This is a genomic window from Leuconostoc carnosum (assembly GCF_014207505.1).
Lineage (GTDB): Bacteria > Bacillota > Bacilli > Lactobacillales > Lactobacillaceae > Leuconostoc > Leuconostoc carnosum.
In genome coordinates this window covers 71,198-87,522 of record NZ_JACHGL010000001.1, presented here as the reverse complement: position 1 = coordinate 87,522, position 16,325 = coordinate 71,198, and the positions used below count along the sequence as shown (strand labels likewise).

Genomic DNA, 16,325 nt, shown 5'->3' with positions numbered 1-16,325 from the left:
TTCATCTCTGATTGGATGCAATGCCCCACGCTCACTTAAAATCTTTTATACATTTCATATTTTTCTACTTATTTGTAAATAGATAACAAAAGCCGCCCTATAAATTAATATAGGACGGTTTTATTCATGGAAATAATTAGCATGCCTTATCGCGGTACAGATTCTATTTTGTATTGTGCAACTCGAGACGGCATCGGATTAGTTTACAACAACCACTAACTTTCTTTAACACCCCCACCTACCTTTGTAGCAACTAATTATGTTTTCGTTATAACAGATAATATCAATTAAAGGTGGTTTCTCCAATTTTTATCAAAATGAAATATCACATGACTTTTCAATCTGTCAGAGGCATCAATTCAACATAACTACCATGCTCTACGCCAGAAAAAGTAATGCTTAGTAAGCGATGATTTTCAAGTAAGATAATAGGACTTGAGCGATTTAATGTTGATGATATAATGCCACCCTGACCATCACCACTGCCATTACCATTTAGAAACTTACTATCAACTGTAATTGTCGCTGGCCGAAATTTATCGCGTTGTATTGTTTGACGTTTGATATCATGAATCTTAATTTGATAACGTCCTTCGGGAATTTGTCGATTAACTACATAATTTCCTGGTGTTGAAATCGTATAAACATTATTTCGTTTCATCAAAGGTTTAAACTCAGCGGGTTCAAATTTTACTGCCTCACCCTGACCAACATTAAATGTTGCTGTTCGATCAAGTGTTAAACCAAGATAACGATCACCACGCTGACCGTCAGATAACACAGGTGTATTCACTAAATGATCGGATTTTATCGTGATATCATAGATACCAGTGGTTAAACCAAGTTGCGTAATACCTTTTACACCACCTACGTTTTCGATGACACTTGATATTGCAGTATTTTTACTTTGACCCAATAACTGTCGTGGTCCTTCTGGCATAACGTGATTTTTAATAATCGGCACTAACTGCCACAAAAAAACACCAAAACCACAAGCAATAATAGATGTGATAATCCATTTTTTATACATCTGACACAATCTCCCCATCGGACAAATCAATAATTTTATCAGCTAATAGCGTTAAGTCTTCTAAATTATGACTGGCTAATATAATCGTTGCCCCACGTTGCGCTTCTTCTGCCAAAAGTTCACGTATTTGTATCACACCTTTTTGATCGATTGCATTGGTAGGCTCATCCAATAAAATTAAACTAGGTTTTTCAAATAAAGCCTGTGCTATAGCACCACGTTGCTTCATACCTAAGGAAAACTTTGCAACTTTACGTGAATCATTTGTTGCCAAACCAACACGTGCAATCGTCTGTTCAATATCATCATCAGTAGCAACTTTTTTTATTTGTGATAATAGTTTTAAATTTTTGGTTAATGAGAATTCAGGAGCCAAATTATTATTTTCAATCAGCAAGCCAAGGCTTGGTGGAAAATCAATATTTTCACCTAACACCTCACCATCAACCACAATACGCCCAGAACTCACTCGTATTAAACCAGCCAGTGCCCGTAGAAACATCGTTTTTCCAGCACCGTTTCGGCCACGCAAACCATATATTTTACCAGCTTCAAAAATATATGACACATCTTTTAAAATTGTTTCTTTTTTTATCTTAACCGTTATATTTTTTACTTCTATCATTTAGATTACCTGTTTTTTTCTGTATATATAGCCTAGACCCGCATATAACCCTGTAATAATCATTAGCATTATGATAGTTTTACATGTATTCAACTCTGAAAATCGGCCAAATAAAAATAATAGGGGCTGCAGTATCGGTGTTTTGACAAACAATCCAAATCCTATCATGCCAACCATCATAGCCAAACTACTAACACTACTGAAATAAGATTCAACTATACGTTGTAATAGATGCCACATCACATAAAAACATATGACACCAGTCCATCTATAATCAATGCCTGTTTGTTTTGTCAAAAAAATCTGACTAAGAATAATGGTAAAGGTAGTAACAATAACAATAATTGTAGAATGTAAATAGCTTTTGATCATCACTTGTAAGCGATTCTTATGTCTCACAAAATAATTTAGTCCCTGACCTGTTTGCATACGCTCCTCCCAACCAATAATCATTATAAATGGCATTAGTTGAGATACTAGTAAAGTAATCTGTTGTACATAAGTGATAGTCGATTGATTCATCAAATATATTGGCGTTTCATACGTCAATTGTTGCTCAACAACAAAAAGAGCACTCAAAATAAAACATATCACTATTTGATATTTCGTTATTTGTACCATTGCAACCACTTTGCTTTCGATTCACCAATAAGGTAAATACCAATAATTACAAATATCCAAATCCCCATCATAAAGTAGGGAATAACTATCGTCACATCTGGCCATTCTCCAATCATGCTCACAATCGCATAATATTGCCAAGGTAATGACACTGTCAGCCTTGTCGTCGCCATTACCACAATAGAAATAAATGTTGCGACAATTAATGCCAACCACCGTTTATTCGTGCCATTATAAATCACCATCATCAAAATATGCATCATGGTTAACGACAAAAAAGCAGTAACTAATTGGAGCGACCATAGCAATAAAAAAATATTGAATTGATTGGTAGTCATTGTAATAACTGGTACTCGTATCATGCCCATAACACCAATAATTATCACAAAAATGATCGCATCTCGTATACCTTGTCGCACGTTTTTCCTAAAAATAGCGACGCGATTTTTTTGTCGCATTAATTTCTGCAAGTCTATTGTTATATTTTTAATTGTTATGGCCAAGAAAAGTGGTACAAAAAGTGTCCACCACACCAGTGCATCTAAATAACGACTGGCTTCATAACGCGACCAGTCTCCAAAATCATACACCATCCCAAATTTATACCAAGTAAAGAAAAATATACAAAAAATAATGGCAGTCACACCTAACCAACTTATAATTTTTTTACTCATGATATGTGCCACCTAACAAAATAACGGTAAACTAAACTATTAAACACGATAGCCCCAATTGTTAAGACCACATAACCTAGAATAATGTGATTTAAATAAGCTGGTATCAATGGTTGCATTAACTTATTGATACTCAGACTACCACCAGCCCAGAAAGGTAAGTATATGGCCAATGTTAGTAACACAAGTTGATATAATTTTGTAACGATTAACCCTAGTGAAACCAAAATCGTCCCAAATATAATGAACAACCAAGTATTCCCCAAGCTATACAATATATCAGTCATTAAGAGATGTTGCCAGCTCCAGACACCCCAATGCCAGATTAGATCTGATTTTAATGGCATGATCACCTCTGGACCTATGGGATCAGCATAACTTTTTGTAATCACCAGCCTACTACCAAGAACAATAAGATGATTAAGTAATAATGGACCGATAAATAATAGACCACTTGTCATAGCTGAACCAATATATAATTGTTGCAAATATTTTTTATATCCTAGTCTTGCCATAACAGCAACATCAAATCCTGATTTTTGATCGCTGATCTGATTGTTGGTCACACCACCTAATATAAAAAGTGGCAAAACACTATACATTGCTGTGCTCAAAAAACTAAATGCACTTTCGCCATTGCCTACAAGAACAAAGGTCATACGTAATATCGTATGACCTTTGTATAATCCATAATTAAACGGATGTATGCCTAAAAAAGTTAACACCATAATAGATGTTGTTATTATTAGCAATACTTTATAGGAAAGACTAGCAATAATTCGCTTGAAGAAAAAATTACTAATCATACTGTTATCTCCTTAATTCGGACGTCGTGAATCTGACGTCGCAATATATCCAGTAGCCTCATCCCACCACCCAGAAATTTATTGTGAATATGAAGATCGTTCAGTGTTTGCCACTTTTAATCTTGTACTTTTCTTTTCTGCCGACCCGTCACTTGGAGAGTACGCATAATCTAAATAAGGACCAGCTGTAACGACTCTAGAAGCATCACCCCAACCGAACAACTTATTTGCTTGAAGTCTAAACGAATAGTAGGTCTTATACCCCTCGGTAGAAGTACCAACACCAACCTTGAAATTATTACGCCTATCACTCGTATTACGATAGCGTGCTCCAGTATAATTTGCTTGGCTATTTTGGCATCACTGTTAAATTAAATGGCATGTAATATAACTTAGCATCGGCTTTTGATATCATTCCAAATGCCAATGCTTATCCGATTATTAGTGAACCTGTCATTGCTTTGTTCATAATTTAACTCTTCTGTTAATTCATACTGAACAATAAAAATAAGTATAACATTTACGATGCATCTCTTATGCTCATTATTCTATGTCGACAAATCCATAATTATATGTTAAACGTTAGTCTTTTTGTGATATAATAATTTCTATCGCTGTAATGAAATTTTGATTGAGGAAATATTTATGAAATTCAATACCATTCAACACATTTTACAAAATATTCGCACACGACATAACCTCACACAGGTTGAATTTGCAGAGCAAATATTCGTTTCACGTCAAACCGTTTCTAATTGGGAACGTGGTATTAGCATACCACCTGTGGCAGCACTGACCATTATTGCCAAAACATTCAACATGCCACTACCAGAAATTGTGTCTGCCCTAGAAGGACAACAAACTGACAAGACCCACACTGCTGAACGCCAACTACTTGTTGATGCTTTTTTGTCTTTGCTATATCGTCACAATGGTGTGTACTGTGACATTGATCTTATTATCCAAGAGGCAGGCATTGCACATCACCATGCAATCAAATTATTTAATTCACCATCAGCCATACTTCAATATATTGCCAAACAACTTGATGCTCAAGTCATTGCCGCTTTATCAACCAGTACAACAACAGATCCTTTTGAGATGATCGCTGATTATGTCTTACCCGTATTATATGATAATAACCATACTTTAAAAATCCTTTACACGGGTCACTATGCCAATGGCGAGTGGCTATATTTCCTAAAAAAAGTATACATTAAGTGGGCAACCCCGTTCTTTGAAAATTATAATCTTGGCACAGCACCAGTTAGTCGTGATTTTGCTATTGATCTCACAGTTAAAACCACACTGGCCATTATATCTACTTGGCTCACACAACCAATACCCACTAAGCCCGATGATTTCCGTCAGACATTTCTCCATCTGATACATACCCCCATTTCACAAATTGTTTCACCATAAACAACCTAGTATCTCATAACAATAGAGCCTATTTTAATTTAGATTTACTTCATGCCAATTTAATCTCCAATCAACTAGCCCCTAATCTACTCTTGACAAGCCACTTAATAATTTAGATATTAATTTTGCGGAAGAAACTGTAGTCATGAAATCTAACAAAATATTGGCTCATAAACAAACAAATGGTATCATTCATGAAGATATTTTAAATCTACTATATGAATTATCTGTTCATATAAAATATGGGTGCTAAGAACATCTGTCCTTATTTCTAGAGCAAATGCCTGATTCCTGTTAACTAATTAAAAGAAACGAAAATGAGACGTCTAAGCACCACAAACATCAAAAGCATTACCTAAAAATAAAAGTTACTGGTTCAAAAATATCTGTTTCCGCCCTGGTCATGTTGTTGTATTTGATAACAGTCCGCTTAATATTATTGCAGCGTTAGGTGAAAATACATCAGTAACTGCTGCTACCCAAAAATCTGCCACCTTACTTGAGTCAGTTTTAAAAAATCGAATGTACTAACATGTTAGGTAGCATCATTATCTCTGGTCGTAAAAAAATTTAAGGATGGCTTAAAAAAATAGAATCCATTTTAGATCTAGCAACAGATAGTACAAATCAACAAAAGCAATTAGCGGTGTTAGCTCAGAAACTACCATTGTATATAATGCGCTAGTCCTGGTCTCTGGTTCTTAAGCGCTGACGGACTTCAATCTACTCAACTTATTATTGTTAATGTTGAAAAAATATTTTCAAAATAAATAACACCTAGTAAAAAATTGCATTTTTTACTAGGTGTTATTTAATATTTTTTACTAAGCTAATAAGATATTTCAAATGCATTTGTCTTCATAAGTTCACTCAGTAGTTACTTAACTACTAATTTTTTAGGGTCACTTCAAGCAGGTCGTATTTTTATTTATATTATTGAACTTTGTCAGTTGTCTTGATGATACGACCCGTTTCAAGATAGTTAATTGCATCTTGGAACGTCACAACAGGTACAACTTTAATATTTGGCGCGTGTTTCTTAGCTGTATCTCGTGCTAATTGATAATTTGTCTGGTGCTTTTCTTCATATTTTAATATATTTTTGTTTGGTGGTAAGTATGGTGCAAAAAAGACTGTTGATCCCGCTGCCTTGGCGGCTATGACTTTTTTATCAATACCACCAATTTCACCTACATAACCGTTGGCATTCATCGTTCCGGTACCAGAAATATTACGTGCTTTTGATAATTTATTGCCAGTTAGTTGATCATAAATTTGTAATGTAAACATTAAACCACCTGATGGACCGCCAATTTCGCCCGGATCGACTGCCACCTTTGGTTTTGTTGTTACTGCTACATTATCCGTCAACACAATACCAATTCCAGATCTACCTTTTGGATATTCCGGCGACTTACTACCAGCCAATTTGATTGTCGTTCCAGTAGCTTTACCTTTTTTACCATTACGTAAATAATCTATTGTAACACTAACATCTTTTCCTTTGTTAGCTAAATACTTAATAAATCCATCAGAATTTTCATAGTGATGACCATCAACTGCAGTTATTGTATCACCTACGCGAATCGATTTCTTAAAATGTGACTGCTTACTTACACTCAAAACATAAATTCCGCGGTATTGTGTAGTAATTGGCTTGTTCGCTTTTTTAAAAGCAACTTGCTCTGCATTAGCAATTGCACTCTGCATATAGAAGCTTTGTACTTGAGCAAATACATCTGAACTTTGACCACCTGTCACGTCCTCACTTTGTGAATAATCTAAGAATGGACTGATTTTAGTTCGTAAATAACCAAAACCGTTGGCTTTAGAAAGATAGACCGATGTAATGTTATAACGACCTTTTGACGTATCTTTTTCGCCACCAATAGTCACAAACCGAGCCAAATCATCAGCTTCACCGGGACTTTCAATATAACCATCCAATGGCCAGACAAGTCCTATGATACCGATAAGTGCAACTAAAGAGACTATGGCAGCAATAATTTTACTTTTTTTTCTCATTAAGGCAACCGATCTTTCAGAGCTTTGACCACAACTGGTGGTACGAATTTTGCCATATTATCAGCTGCAACACTACCAATTTCTTTAACCATTGAACTAGAAATATTTTGGTTTTCTGGTTTAGCGAGCAATAACACAGTTTCTACGTCCGCTAATGTACTATTTACCCCAGCAATATCACGTTCGTACTCAAAATCTTTACTATTTCGCAAACCACGTACAATAAATTTAGCATTGATTTCTGCCATGAATTGCACAGTTAAGCCATTGATAATAGATACCTCAACATTAGGTAAATCCGCTACGATTTGAGAAATTAAAATTTTCTTCTCTTCTGGTGTAAATAAAGCTTTTTTCCCTGCATTGTTCCCAATGCCAACAACAACCTTATCAAACATCTTACTTGCACGACGGATAATATCTAAATGTCCATTTGTGAGTGGATCAAAACTACCTGGAAATAGTGCAATACTCATAAAGTTTCCCCTTCAAACTGATAAATTGTTACAACCGTAATGCCATACTGCTTTTGTTGAATAATTTTAAACCTATCGCCTTCATCTGGCAAATTAGCAGCATCGTTACTTTCAGCTAAAACGATAGCCCCATCATTCAATAGATGATTTTCTGACATAAAACGCATATCATCATCAATCGTTTCCTTAGCATATGGTGGATCCAAAAAGACAAGATCAAAAGCAACATCTTCCAAAGCAAATCTTTGTAATGCTTGCTGTGCTGTGGACTTTAAAATAGTGAACACTTGACTATCATGCGTTTTTTCAACATTTTGTTGAATCACTTTTACAGCTTGAAATTGCCGATCCACTAGTGTAGCCTGTGTCATACCACGCGATACTGCCTCAATACCTAAACCACCGGTTCCAGCATACAAATCAAGCACATGACCACCATCTAAGTATGGCATCAACATGCTAAACATTGCTTCTTTTACTTTATCCGTTGTTGGGCGTGTCTTATCCCCCATCACGGTGTCTAATCTTGTTCCGCGAAAACGACCTGATACTACTCGCATTTCACTCCTATGTCAGCTGACAACATTGCCGTATATCAACTCACTTTCCTTTCTTTAATAAGCATACGATAGATTTAAAATCATAATATTAAATCATAACTACTCATTATTTTTTTCTTCATCGTAACTTTCAAAGAAAATGTCATCATGTAGGTCACCTAGATCAGGATCAATATCTGGACGTGGTGATGGTAACACCTCTCCTACAAACTTATACTGTTTAATTTTACTAATTTTTTGATCAATATCAACATCATCTACATAAATCGTTGCAAATCCCATTTTCCGTGAGATATAAGTGAGATGACCAAATTTTTTTAATTGTGTCGCGTGGCGATTATTTTTTAAATAGACATATAATGCACGCCGCGGCTGTATTTCAAATGTCATTGATAATCCTTTCTAGCAATCACATCCCCTGGATGAATATCAACTGTTTTTTTCTGAGTTGCTGCAATATTAAGTGCTAATCCGATGGCTGCACTAAAAACGATATACGATGATCCACCACCAGAAATAAATGGAAAAACAACACCAGTGATTGGTAACACACCAAGCACACCACCAAAGTTAACAAATGTTTGTAAAAATAGGAGTGTTGCAATACCGAATAAGACTAATCGATAGTATTGATTTTTCTGGCGAATACCAAGAATCACCATACGCCCAACTAATATTAACACCAAAAGAAGCACGATAGTAGTTACCACTACACCGAGTTCTTCCGCCATGACAGCCATGATGAAATCAGTATTAGATTCCGGTAAGTAAGGCTTAATTAAAGAATTCCCAAGACCAACACCAAACCAACCACCATGAGCAATGGCATAATAACCGTACAATAGTTGCCGGCTAGCATCAGCAGCATTTGGATCCCAAGGATTAACAAAACTAGTTAATCGTGAAAATACGTAGTGATCATTACTTGTTAAATTAAACGTGTGGTTCAATAATCGAATAAGCGGTTGTAAAAAGCCAAATCCCAATCCAGTAGCGGCTGCCGCGATAGCAATTGCTCGTTTTGACATACCTGAAGCTAACAATAATGCAAAACAGATAACTAAAGTAATCAAACCATTACCATTATCCGGCATGATAAAAACAAGGCCTAAAGCGACTATCGGCGGCCACAAGATATGGTTTCTAACAACTGATTGTAAGGCCCATCGCGTATTGCTCTTCCATGGATAACGAGAAAAGAAATAAGCAAAGTACAAGATCATTGCTAACTTTAGAAATTCAGCTGGTTGTAGGGTAATCACCCCCAAATTAATCCAGCCGTGTGCCCCATTGACTGCTGGCATAATCACCTTAGCAATAATGAGGGCCGCAATAATGATGTACATTGCTGATTTAAGCCATCGCACATTTTGTAAATGTTTTAAATTAAAATGGTATAAAAATAGTGCACCACTCAGCCCAATCATGACAAAGATCGCCTGTTTGATAAAATTACCCAACGCAGCTGAACCTTGCGTTGCCGAAAAAACCATAACAACACCCAACATACTGAGTATTGTAAACGGTACGGCTATCCAATAGTCTAGTTTTCGCAGTTTTTTGAACATAAAACACTAATCGCCCATAATTGTCTTTAAGTTTGTGGTATCTAAATTTTTTGCAATTGCCACGACAAACGCCTTGGCTGCTTCAAAATCAGCAATTGACCACACCGTTTGATGTGTATGAATATAACGCGAAGCGACACCTAAAGCAACTGATGGTATCCCAGTTAATTCACTTTGTGCAGCAGCTGCATCAGTGCCACCTTTCGATACAAAATATTGATAAGGTATATGATTATCTTCAGCTGTTGATAACAAGAATTCTTTCAATCGTACTGGCATCACCACAGTTGGATCAAATACACGCAATAATGTGCCCTGATCTAATACCCCTTGATGTTGTGCCGCACCGGATACATCATCAGCGGCACTAGAGTCAATCGCAAAGAAAATATTAGGCTTTAATAGGTTGACCGCACCGTGTGCACCACGCAGTCCTACTTCTTCTTGTACATCCGCACCCATAATCAAAGTGTTGGGTGTTTGTTCGGCCTTAAGCGCTTCAAGTGCTTCTAAAATAGTCACGACACCAAAACGATTATCCCATGCTTTAGACATCACGCGTTTTTTATTTGCAGTTAAGACTGTTTCTACCTTTGGTACAATGAAATCACCTGGCCGAACACCATAAGCACTTGCCTCATTACCGTCGACAAAACCTGCATCAAATAAAATATCGTCAACGGTTGGTAATTGTGGTCCTTTTGTCCCACCACGAAGTAAATGAGGTGATACCGAGCTCGATACTACAGGATACTCACCTTGTGATGTAAATAATGTAAAACGTTGAGAAGAAATAACTGTAGCATTCCAACCACCGATTGCAGCTACACGTAAGGCTCCGCTGGCTAAGATATCTGTGACAATGAAGCCAACTTCATCCAAGTGCGCAGCAAACATGACGCGTGGCGCGTGGCTATTTAAATGTTGCTTAACACCAAAGATACCACCCAAGCCTTCATATTTAACTTCATCTACTAGCGGTGCCAGTTCATCACGAAATTGTTGACGCACAATGTGCTCTTGACCTGATGTGCCTTGTAGTTCAGTGTACTTTTTGATACGCGCCCAAGTTTTATCATTCATCAGTAGTTACTCCTTTACTGTAACATGAGCGGTGTCATTATAAATAATGACGCTGGCTTATGTTAAATTCATCATCAAAAGTATAATAAATCGGTTCCCCATTACCAATTTCTAGCCCATCAATATCCTCATCACTAATATGTTCTAAATACTTAACCAGTGCACGTAAACTGCTACCATGAGCAACAATCAGCTGATTTTTTCCAGCCTTAAGTGCTGGTTCAATCACTTGAGTCCAATAAGGTAACAAGCGATCACTAGCCATTTTAAGACTTTCTCCATACGGCTCTAATCCGTTAGGATACCGACGATCTGGTGTCACCTTTGTTAATAGTGGCGGTACCGCTGTATAACTTCTTCGCCATAAGGCTACCGCTTCAAAACCATATTCTTTTCTAGCAAGATCTTTATTAAGCCCTCGCAAAGCACCATAATGACGCTCATTAAGACGCCAAGTTTTAGTCATTGGTAACCAAGATTGATTCATTTCAAATAAAATAATATTGGCGGTAATAATTGCACGTTGCAAATAAGAAGTATGTACTTGATTAAAAAGAATTTGGCGCTCAGCTAACTTCTGCCCAACTTGTTTAGCCTGCTGGCGACCTTTAGGTGTCAAAGGAACATCCGTCCACCCCGTAAATTCATTATTACGATTAGCTGTTGATTCCCCATGGCGAACCAAGACAAGTTGCGCGACCATAAGTTAACTCCCTCGTTTTTTGTGTTACTTTTATTATAGCATTAAAAATCAAACAAATTACTAGTCAACATGGCAAAATTCAGTTAGAATATCCTGTATGCTTTATTTTATTTAGTCAGATGATATTGGAGATATTTATGCGCAACTTAACCGAAGGCAAGCCTGCCAAGCAAATCCTGTTTTTTACAATACCTCTAGTTATTGGTAACTTATTTCAACAGCTTTATAATTTTTCCGACACGCTAATTGTTGGCCAAACATTAGGCGTTAAAGCATTAGCTGCTGTTGGTGCGACCGGATCCATTATGTTTTTAATCATTGGTTTTGTGCAAGGATTTACTGCTGGCCTATCAATCATTACAGCTCAACGCTATGGTGCTCGTGATATTGCTGGTGTCCGAAAAAGTATGGCCTCAACAATTATTGTTTCTACCTTCATGACTATTATTGTGACCATAATCAGCTTACTACTCATTCATCCTTTGTTAAAGCTGATGCAAACACCTGATGATATTTTTAATGACTCCCTTATTTTTATAGCTATTATTCTTGGTGGTATTTTTGCCACTATGGGCTACAATGTCACAGCTAATGCTTTGCGTGCAATTGGGGACGCACGCTCACCACTTAATTATCTAATTGTTGGTATGTTTGCTAATGTTATACTTGAACTTTGGTTCATTCTCGGCTTACATTGGGGTGTTGCGGGTGCCGCTATCGCTACTGTTTTAGCACAACTCATTTCAGCATTACTGAGTTTTTGGCATATTTATCGATTCACCCCTATGTTACAAATACAACGTACAGATCTTAGATGGGATATTAAAGACATGCGCATTCACTTACGCGCCGGACTACCAATGGGTTTCCAAAGCGCAATCATTGCTATTGGGGCGCTTGTTTTACAAGGTGCATTAAATACCTTAGGTACAAATGCTGTTGCAGCAACAACTGCCGCACAACGTATTGACCAAGTAGCTACCTTGCCATTGATGTCATTTGGCATTACGATGGCAACTTTTGCGGCACAAAATTATGGTGCTGGACAATATCAACGTATTATAGTTGGTGTCAAACATGCTTTGTACATGAGTATGGGGTTTGGGCTAGTTATGGGCATTCTTGAAATTGCTTTTGGTCGCTATGCCGTCATGTTGTTTGTGGGTGCCGATCAACACGACGTCTTGAAATTATCACAACAATATTTTTGGGCAAATGGTGCCTTTTATTACATTTTATCAATCCTATTTATTATTCGCTATGTCTTACAGGGACTTAATGATTCAAAAACACCGACGTATGCTGGTATTGCTGAATTATTGATGCGTACTGTTGCTGCAATTGTTCTCGTCGGTCCCTTTGGATTCTTTGGTGCAAGTTTAGCGAATGTGCTAGCGTGGACTGGATCGGTCATTGTTATGATCCCTTCATATATTAAAATGGTTAAAAAACTAAAAAAAGCTAGTACATCAGTGATAAACGAACAATTATGAAATTGAGTTCGCTTTTTAAGCGCTTTCATTTTTAAAAACCGGATAAAACACTCTTTTTATATTATTTTTTAGGTCCCTTTATGTTTTAATTCGTGATTAATGTTGTTATGATTAAGTAGAACGTTTATCGTTACAATATATTTGGGAGGCAATCATGTCTGCGATTGCAAATTATTTCAAACTCAGCGAATTGAATACTTCAGTTCGAACAGAGTTCATTGCTGGTCTGACGACGTTCGCGTCAATGGCCTATATTCTATTCGTCAACCCTTCGGTTCTGGGTGATGCAGGAATGGACAAAGGGGCTGTTTTCACCGCCACAGCCATCGCATCAGCTGTAGCAACATTGTTTATGGGTATCGTTGCTCTATATCCTATTGCTATTGCACCCGGTCTTGGTGTCAATGCCTTCTTTGCTTATTCAGTTGTTATCGGCATGGGTGTTAAATGGCAGACAGCTATGGCTGGTGTCTTCGTTGCTGCTTTAATTTTCTTGGTACTAACCTTCTTTAAAATTCGAGAAAAAATAATTAACACTATTCCACAGAATTTAAAGCTTGCTATTGCTGCAGGTATTGGGTTGTTTATCGCATTTATAGGATTACATGACGCTGGTTTAATTGTAGCCAATAAAAGTACTATGGTATCATTAGGACATTTAACAACGCCAACATCTTTGTTGTCAATATTTGGTATTATTGTTACCTTTATCTTATTAGCGCGTAAGACGCCTGCGGCTATTTTCATTGGTATGGTTATTACCTCAATTACTGGTATACTATTTGGTTTAATCAATTTACCAACAGCCTTTGTTTCATCTGCACCATCGTTAGCGCCTACATTTGGTGTTGCTGTGATGCATATCGGTGATATTAATTCTTTGCAGATGGTCACAGTTGTTGTTACCTTCTTACTTGTTACTTTCTTCGATACTGCTGGTACAATGATTGGTTTAGCAACACAAGCTGGTTTCATGAAAAATAATGAAATGCCCCGCGCTGGTCGTGCATTAATGGCTGATGCTGTGGGAATGACTGTCGGTGCAGTTATTGGTACTTCTCCAACTTCAGCTTATGTTGAGTCGTCATCAGGTATTGCAGTTGGTGGTCGATCTGGTTTAACAAGTGTCTTTACTGGCCTATTTTTCTTACTGGCCCTGTTCTTTTCACCACTCTTGACAGTCGTAACATCACAAGTTACTGCACCTGCTTTAGTTGTTGTCGGTGTGTTAATGGCTAGCAGCCTTCGCCAAATTGAATGGGATGATTTTGCTATTGCTGCGCCTGCTTTCCTAATTGTCATTGGTATGCCACTGACTTATTCAATTTCAGATGGTATCGCTCTTGGATTTATCTTATACCCCATTACTATGATTGCAACTGGACGCGGAAAAAAAGTACATCCCTTAATGTACGCGTTAGCTGTTCTGTTCATTTTGTTCTTGGTGGTTGTCGCACATTAAACGCGATCTAAAAAATTAACACATAAAAACGATTGAGCCAATAACTCAATCGTTTTTATGTGTTAATTTATATCAGTTGCCTGAAGACGTAAATCTCTGGCATTAGCAAGTGCAGTATCAGTAATTTTATCTCCTGATAACATCATTGCAATCGCACGTTCCCGTCCATTTTCATCAAGATGCTGTACTTTAGTGATGGTACGATCATTTTCAGTTGCTTTTGAAATTAAAAAATGGTGTGTGGCGGCCGCGGCAACCTGTGGTAGATGAGTAATCGCTAATACTTGTGAATCAGTAGCAATTGTCATCATTTTTTTTGCAATTGCCTGAGCAACACGACCTGATACACCTGTGTCTGCCTCATCAAAAATAATTGAAATAATATGTTGTTGCTTAGCAAATGTTGTTTTTAACGCTAACATTAATCGCGCAGCTTCACCACCAGATGCAATTTTAACTAACGGCGCCATACCTTCACCAATATTTGTTTGAACGTAAAATTCAATTTTATCTGTTCCTGATGACACAAAACCTTCAATTGGTTCAAAATGTACTTCAAATTCAGCACCAGGCATCAACAAGTCACTCAATTGTTGGTTCACATTTTGTTCTAAATCTCGGGCAACTTGTTGCCTGACTTCTCGTAATTTAATAGCTTGTTTACGTAAAACTTGTCTTAATTCATTTTTCTTTATCTGAAGTTGTTCTATATCGTATTCATCATGATCAATAGCTGATAATTCCTGATCAACTTTTGATTGGAAAGCTAGAACATCAGCGACCGTTGTTCCATATTTTCTTTCCAAAGAATGAATCAACTGTAACCGTTCTTCAATACGCAATAACTCTGTTTCATCATATGTTAGTTGACCCATCTGCTCATCAACATCACGTCCAACTTCTTGAGCGACGTAATAACTATCTGCAATTGTGGTTGCTAATTCGGCATAATTATCATCGTATTCTGAAATTTCTTGCAACACATGCATCGCTTCTGCTAACAAATCAACAGCCCCAACTTGATCGCCATTAAGCGCAGTTTGCGCACTCTGCAAACGATCAGCAATTTTTTTGAAATTGATCAGTTTACCGCGTGAATCTAGTAAGTGTTCTTCTTCATGCGCTTCTAATGCGGCATCATTTAGTTCTTGTTGCTGAAATTGCAATAGATCTAGTCGTTGCGTTATTTCTTGCTGTGATGTTTGAATTTTTCTAATGTGTTGCGTGATTGAACGAAAATCATTAAATAACTTGGCGTATTGCCGCTTAACGATTGCAAGATTTTCACCACCAAATGCATCCAGCAAGGGCAAATGTTCTTCACTATTTAATAGCTGTTGTGTATCATTTTGTCCTTGAATATCCACCAAATGTTGCCCAATAGCAGATAATGTTTTCAAATTAACTAAAACACTATTTATTCGAATAGTACTACGTCCATTTTGGTTTAATTCACGATAAATGATTAACTCACCATCTTCGATAGTAATACCATTATGATCAAGATCATTGAGCAAATCTGTATTATTGGGTACACTAAAAACCGCTTGTAAAACTGCCTTATGACTACCGTGGCGCACCATCTCAGAATTCGCACGGCCACCAGTTAGCATCGACAAAGCATCAATGATAATTGATTTTCCTGCACCTGTTTCACCAGTTAAGACGCTCATTCCACCGTCAAATTCTAAATTCACCTTTTCAATAATCGCAAAATTTTCAATAATAAGATTTTCTAACATACTGTTCCAATCATCAAATTAACCCGTCTATGTCT

At 37.0% G+C, this 16,325-nt stretch carries 16 protein-coding genes; 3 read left to right on the top strand and 13 right to left on the bottom strand.

Going from position 1 to position 16,325, the window contains the following annotated elements:
• Positions 1 to 337: 337 nt before the first annotated feature.
• The 5 genes from HNQ98_RS00395 to HNQ98_RS00375 are packed head-to-tail and all read right to left on the bottom strand — an operon-like array spanning position 338 to position 3,756.
• Entirely contained in the window at positions 338 to 1,030 is a 693-nt protein-coding gene (locus tag HNQ98_RS00395) for a hypothetical protein (protein ID WP_135197624.1), read from the bottom strand.
• Positions 1,023 to 1,655 (bottom strand): ABC transporter ATP-binding protein, encoded by a 633-nt coding sequence (locus tag HNQ98_RS00390; protein ID WP_135197625.1) that lies wholly within the window; start codon positions 1,653 to 1,655, stop codon positions 1,023 to 1,025. Before HNQ98_RS00390 ends, HNQ98_RS00395 begins: the two co-directional genes overlap by 8 nt.
• Positions 1,656 to 2,276: a hypothetical protein gene (locus HNQ98_RS00385; RefSeq protein WP_135197626.1), complete on the bottom strand. Its 621-nt coding sequence runs from the start codon at positions 2,274 to 2,276 to the stop codon at positions 1,656 to 1,658.
• Entirely contained in the window at positions 2,264 to 2,950 is a 687-nt protein-coding gene (locus HNQ98_RS00380; RefSeq protein ID WP_135197627.1) for a hypothetical protein, read from the bottom strand. Before HNQ98_RS00380 ends, HNQ98_RS00385 begins: the two co-directional genes overlap by 13 nt.
• Positions 2,947 to 3,756: a hypothetical protein gene (locus tag HNQ98_RS00375; RefSeq protein WP_135197628.1), complete on the bottom strand. Its 810-nt coding sequence runs from the start codon at positions 3,754 to 3,756 to the stop codon at positions 2,947 to 2,949. Before HNQ98_RS00375 ends, HNQ98_RS00380 begins: the two co-directional genes overlap by 4 nt.
• Before the next feature lie 645 nt (positions 3,757 to 4,401).
• Between HNQ98_RS00375 and HNQ98_RS00365 the strand changes: the two genes are divergently transcribed.
• Entirely contained in the window at positions 4,402 to 5,178 is a 777-nt protein-coding gene (locus HNQ98_RS00365) for a helix-turn-helix transcriptional regulator (RefSeq protein ID WP_135197629.1), read from the top strand.
• A 933-nt stretch (positions 5,179 to 6,111) separates the two neighbouring features.
• On the opposite strand, the gene HNQ98_RS00360 is transcribed toward HNQ98_RS00365, so the two are convergent.
• The 7 genes from HNQ98_RS00360 to HNQ98_RS00330 all read right to left on the bottom strand — a co-directional run bounded on the left by HNQ98_RS00360 (position 6,112) and on the right by HNQ98_RS00330 (position 11,593).
• Positions 6,112 to 7,203 (bottom strand): SepM family pheromone-processing serine protease, encoded by a 1,092-nt coding sequence (locus tag HNQ98_RS00360; RefSeq protein WP_184284881.1) that lies wholly within the window; start codon positions 7,201 to 7,203, stop codon positions 6,112 to 6,114.
• Complete coding sequence (gene coaD / locus HNQ98_RS00355) at positions 7,203 to 7,679, bottom strand: pantetheine-phosphate adenylyltransferase (protein ID WP_135197630.1); 477 nt, start codon at positions 7,677 to 7,679, stop codon at positions 7,203 to 7,205. Before coaD ends, HNQ98_RS00360 begins: the two co-directional genes overlap by 1 nt.
• Complete coding sequence (gene rsmD / locus HNQ98_RS00350; RefSeq protein ID WP_135197631.1) at positions 7,676 to 8,239, bottom strand: 16S rRNA (guanine(966)-N(2))-methyltransferase RsmD; 564 nt, start codon at positions 8,237 to 8,239, stop codon at positions 7,676 to 7,678. Before rsmD ends, coaD begins: the two co-directional genes overlap by 4 nt.
• 99 nt (positions 8,240 to 8,338) lie before the next feature.
• Complete coding sequence (locus tag HNQ98_RS00345; protein ID WP_014974637.1) at positions 8,339 to 8,629, bottom strand: YlbG family protein; 291 nt, start codon at positions 8,627 to 8,629, stop codon at positions 8,339 to 8,341.
• The gene (locus tag HNQ98_RS00340; protein ID WP_135197632.1) at positions 8,626 to 9,807 is read right to left on the bottom strand and encodes an FtsW/RodA/SpoVE family cell cycle protein; all 1,182 of its coding nucleotides are present in this window, start codon (positions 9,805 to 9,807) and stop codon (positions 8,626 to 8,628) included. The genes HNQ98_RS00345 and HNQ98_RS00340 overlap by 4 nt, the downstream gene beginning before the upstream one ends.
• A 6-nt stretch (positions 9,808 to 9,813) precedes the next feature.
• On the bottom strand, positions 9,814 to 10,890 hold the full coding sequence (pepA, locus tag HNQ98_RS00335; RefSeq protein ID WP_135197633.1) for a glutamyl aminopeptidase: 1,077 nt from the start codon (positions 10,888 to 10,890) through the stop codon (positions 9,814 to 9,816).
• A 37-nt stretch (positions 10,891 to 10,927) separates the two neighbouring features.
• Positions 10,928 to 11,593, bottom strand: coding sequence for a 2,3-bisphosphoglycerate-dependent phosphoglycerate mutase (locus HNQ98_RS00330; protein WP_135197634.1), 666 nt, complete (start codon positions 11,591 to 11,593; stop codon positions 10,928 to 10,930).
• A 137-nt stretch (positions 11,594 to 11,730) separates the two neighbouring features.
• On the opposite strand from HNQ98_RS00330, the gene HNQ98_RS00325 reads away from it, so the two are divergent.
• The gene (locus HNQ98_RS00325) at positions 11,731 to 13,086 is read left to right on the top strand and encodes an MATE family efflux transporter (protein ID WP_135197635.1); all 1,356 of its coding nucleotides are present in this window, start codon (positions 11,731 to 11,733) and stop codon (positions 13,084 to 13,086) included.
• Between the two features lie 154 nt (positions 13,087 to 13,240).
• Positions 13,241 to 14,548 carry an NCS2 family permease gene (locus HNQ98_RS00320; RefSeq protein ID WP_014974642.1) on the top strand — a complete coding sequence of 436 codons (1,308 nt, stop codon included), beginning with the start codon at positions 13,241 to 13,243 and terminating at the stop codon, positions 14,546 to 14,548.
• Between the two features lie 62 nt (positions 14,549 to 14,610).
• On the opposite strand, the gene recN is transcribed toward HNQ98_RS00320, so the two are convergent.
• Positions 14,611 to 16,290 (bottom strand): DNA repair protein RecN, encoded by a 1,680-nt coding sequence (gene recN, locus HNQ98_RS00315; protein ID WP_135197636.1) that lies wholly within the window; start codon positions 16,288 to 16,290, stop codon positions 14,611 to 14,613.
• Positions 16,291 to 16,325: the final 35 nt, after the last annotated feature.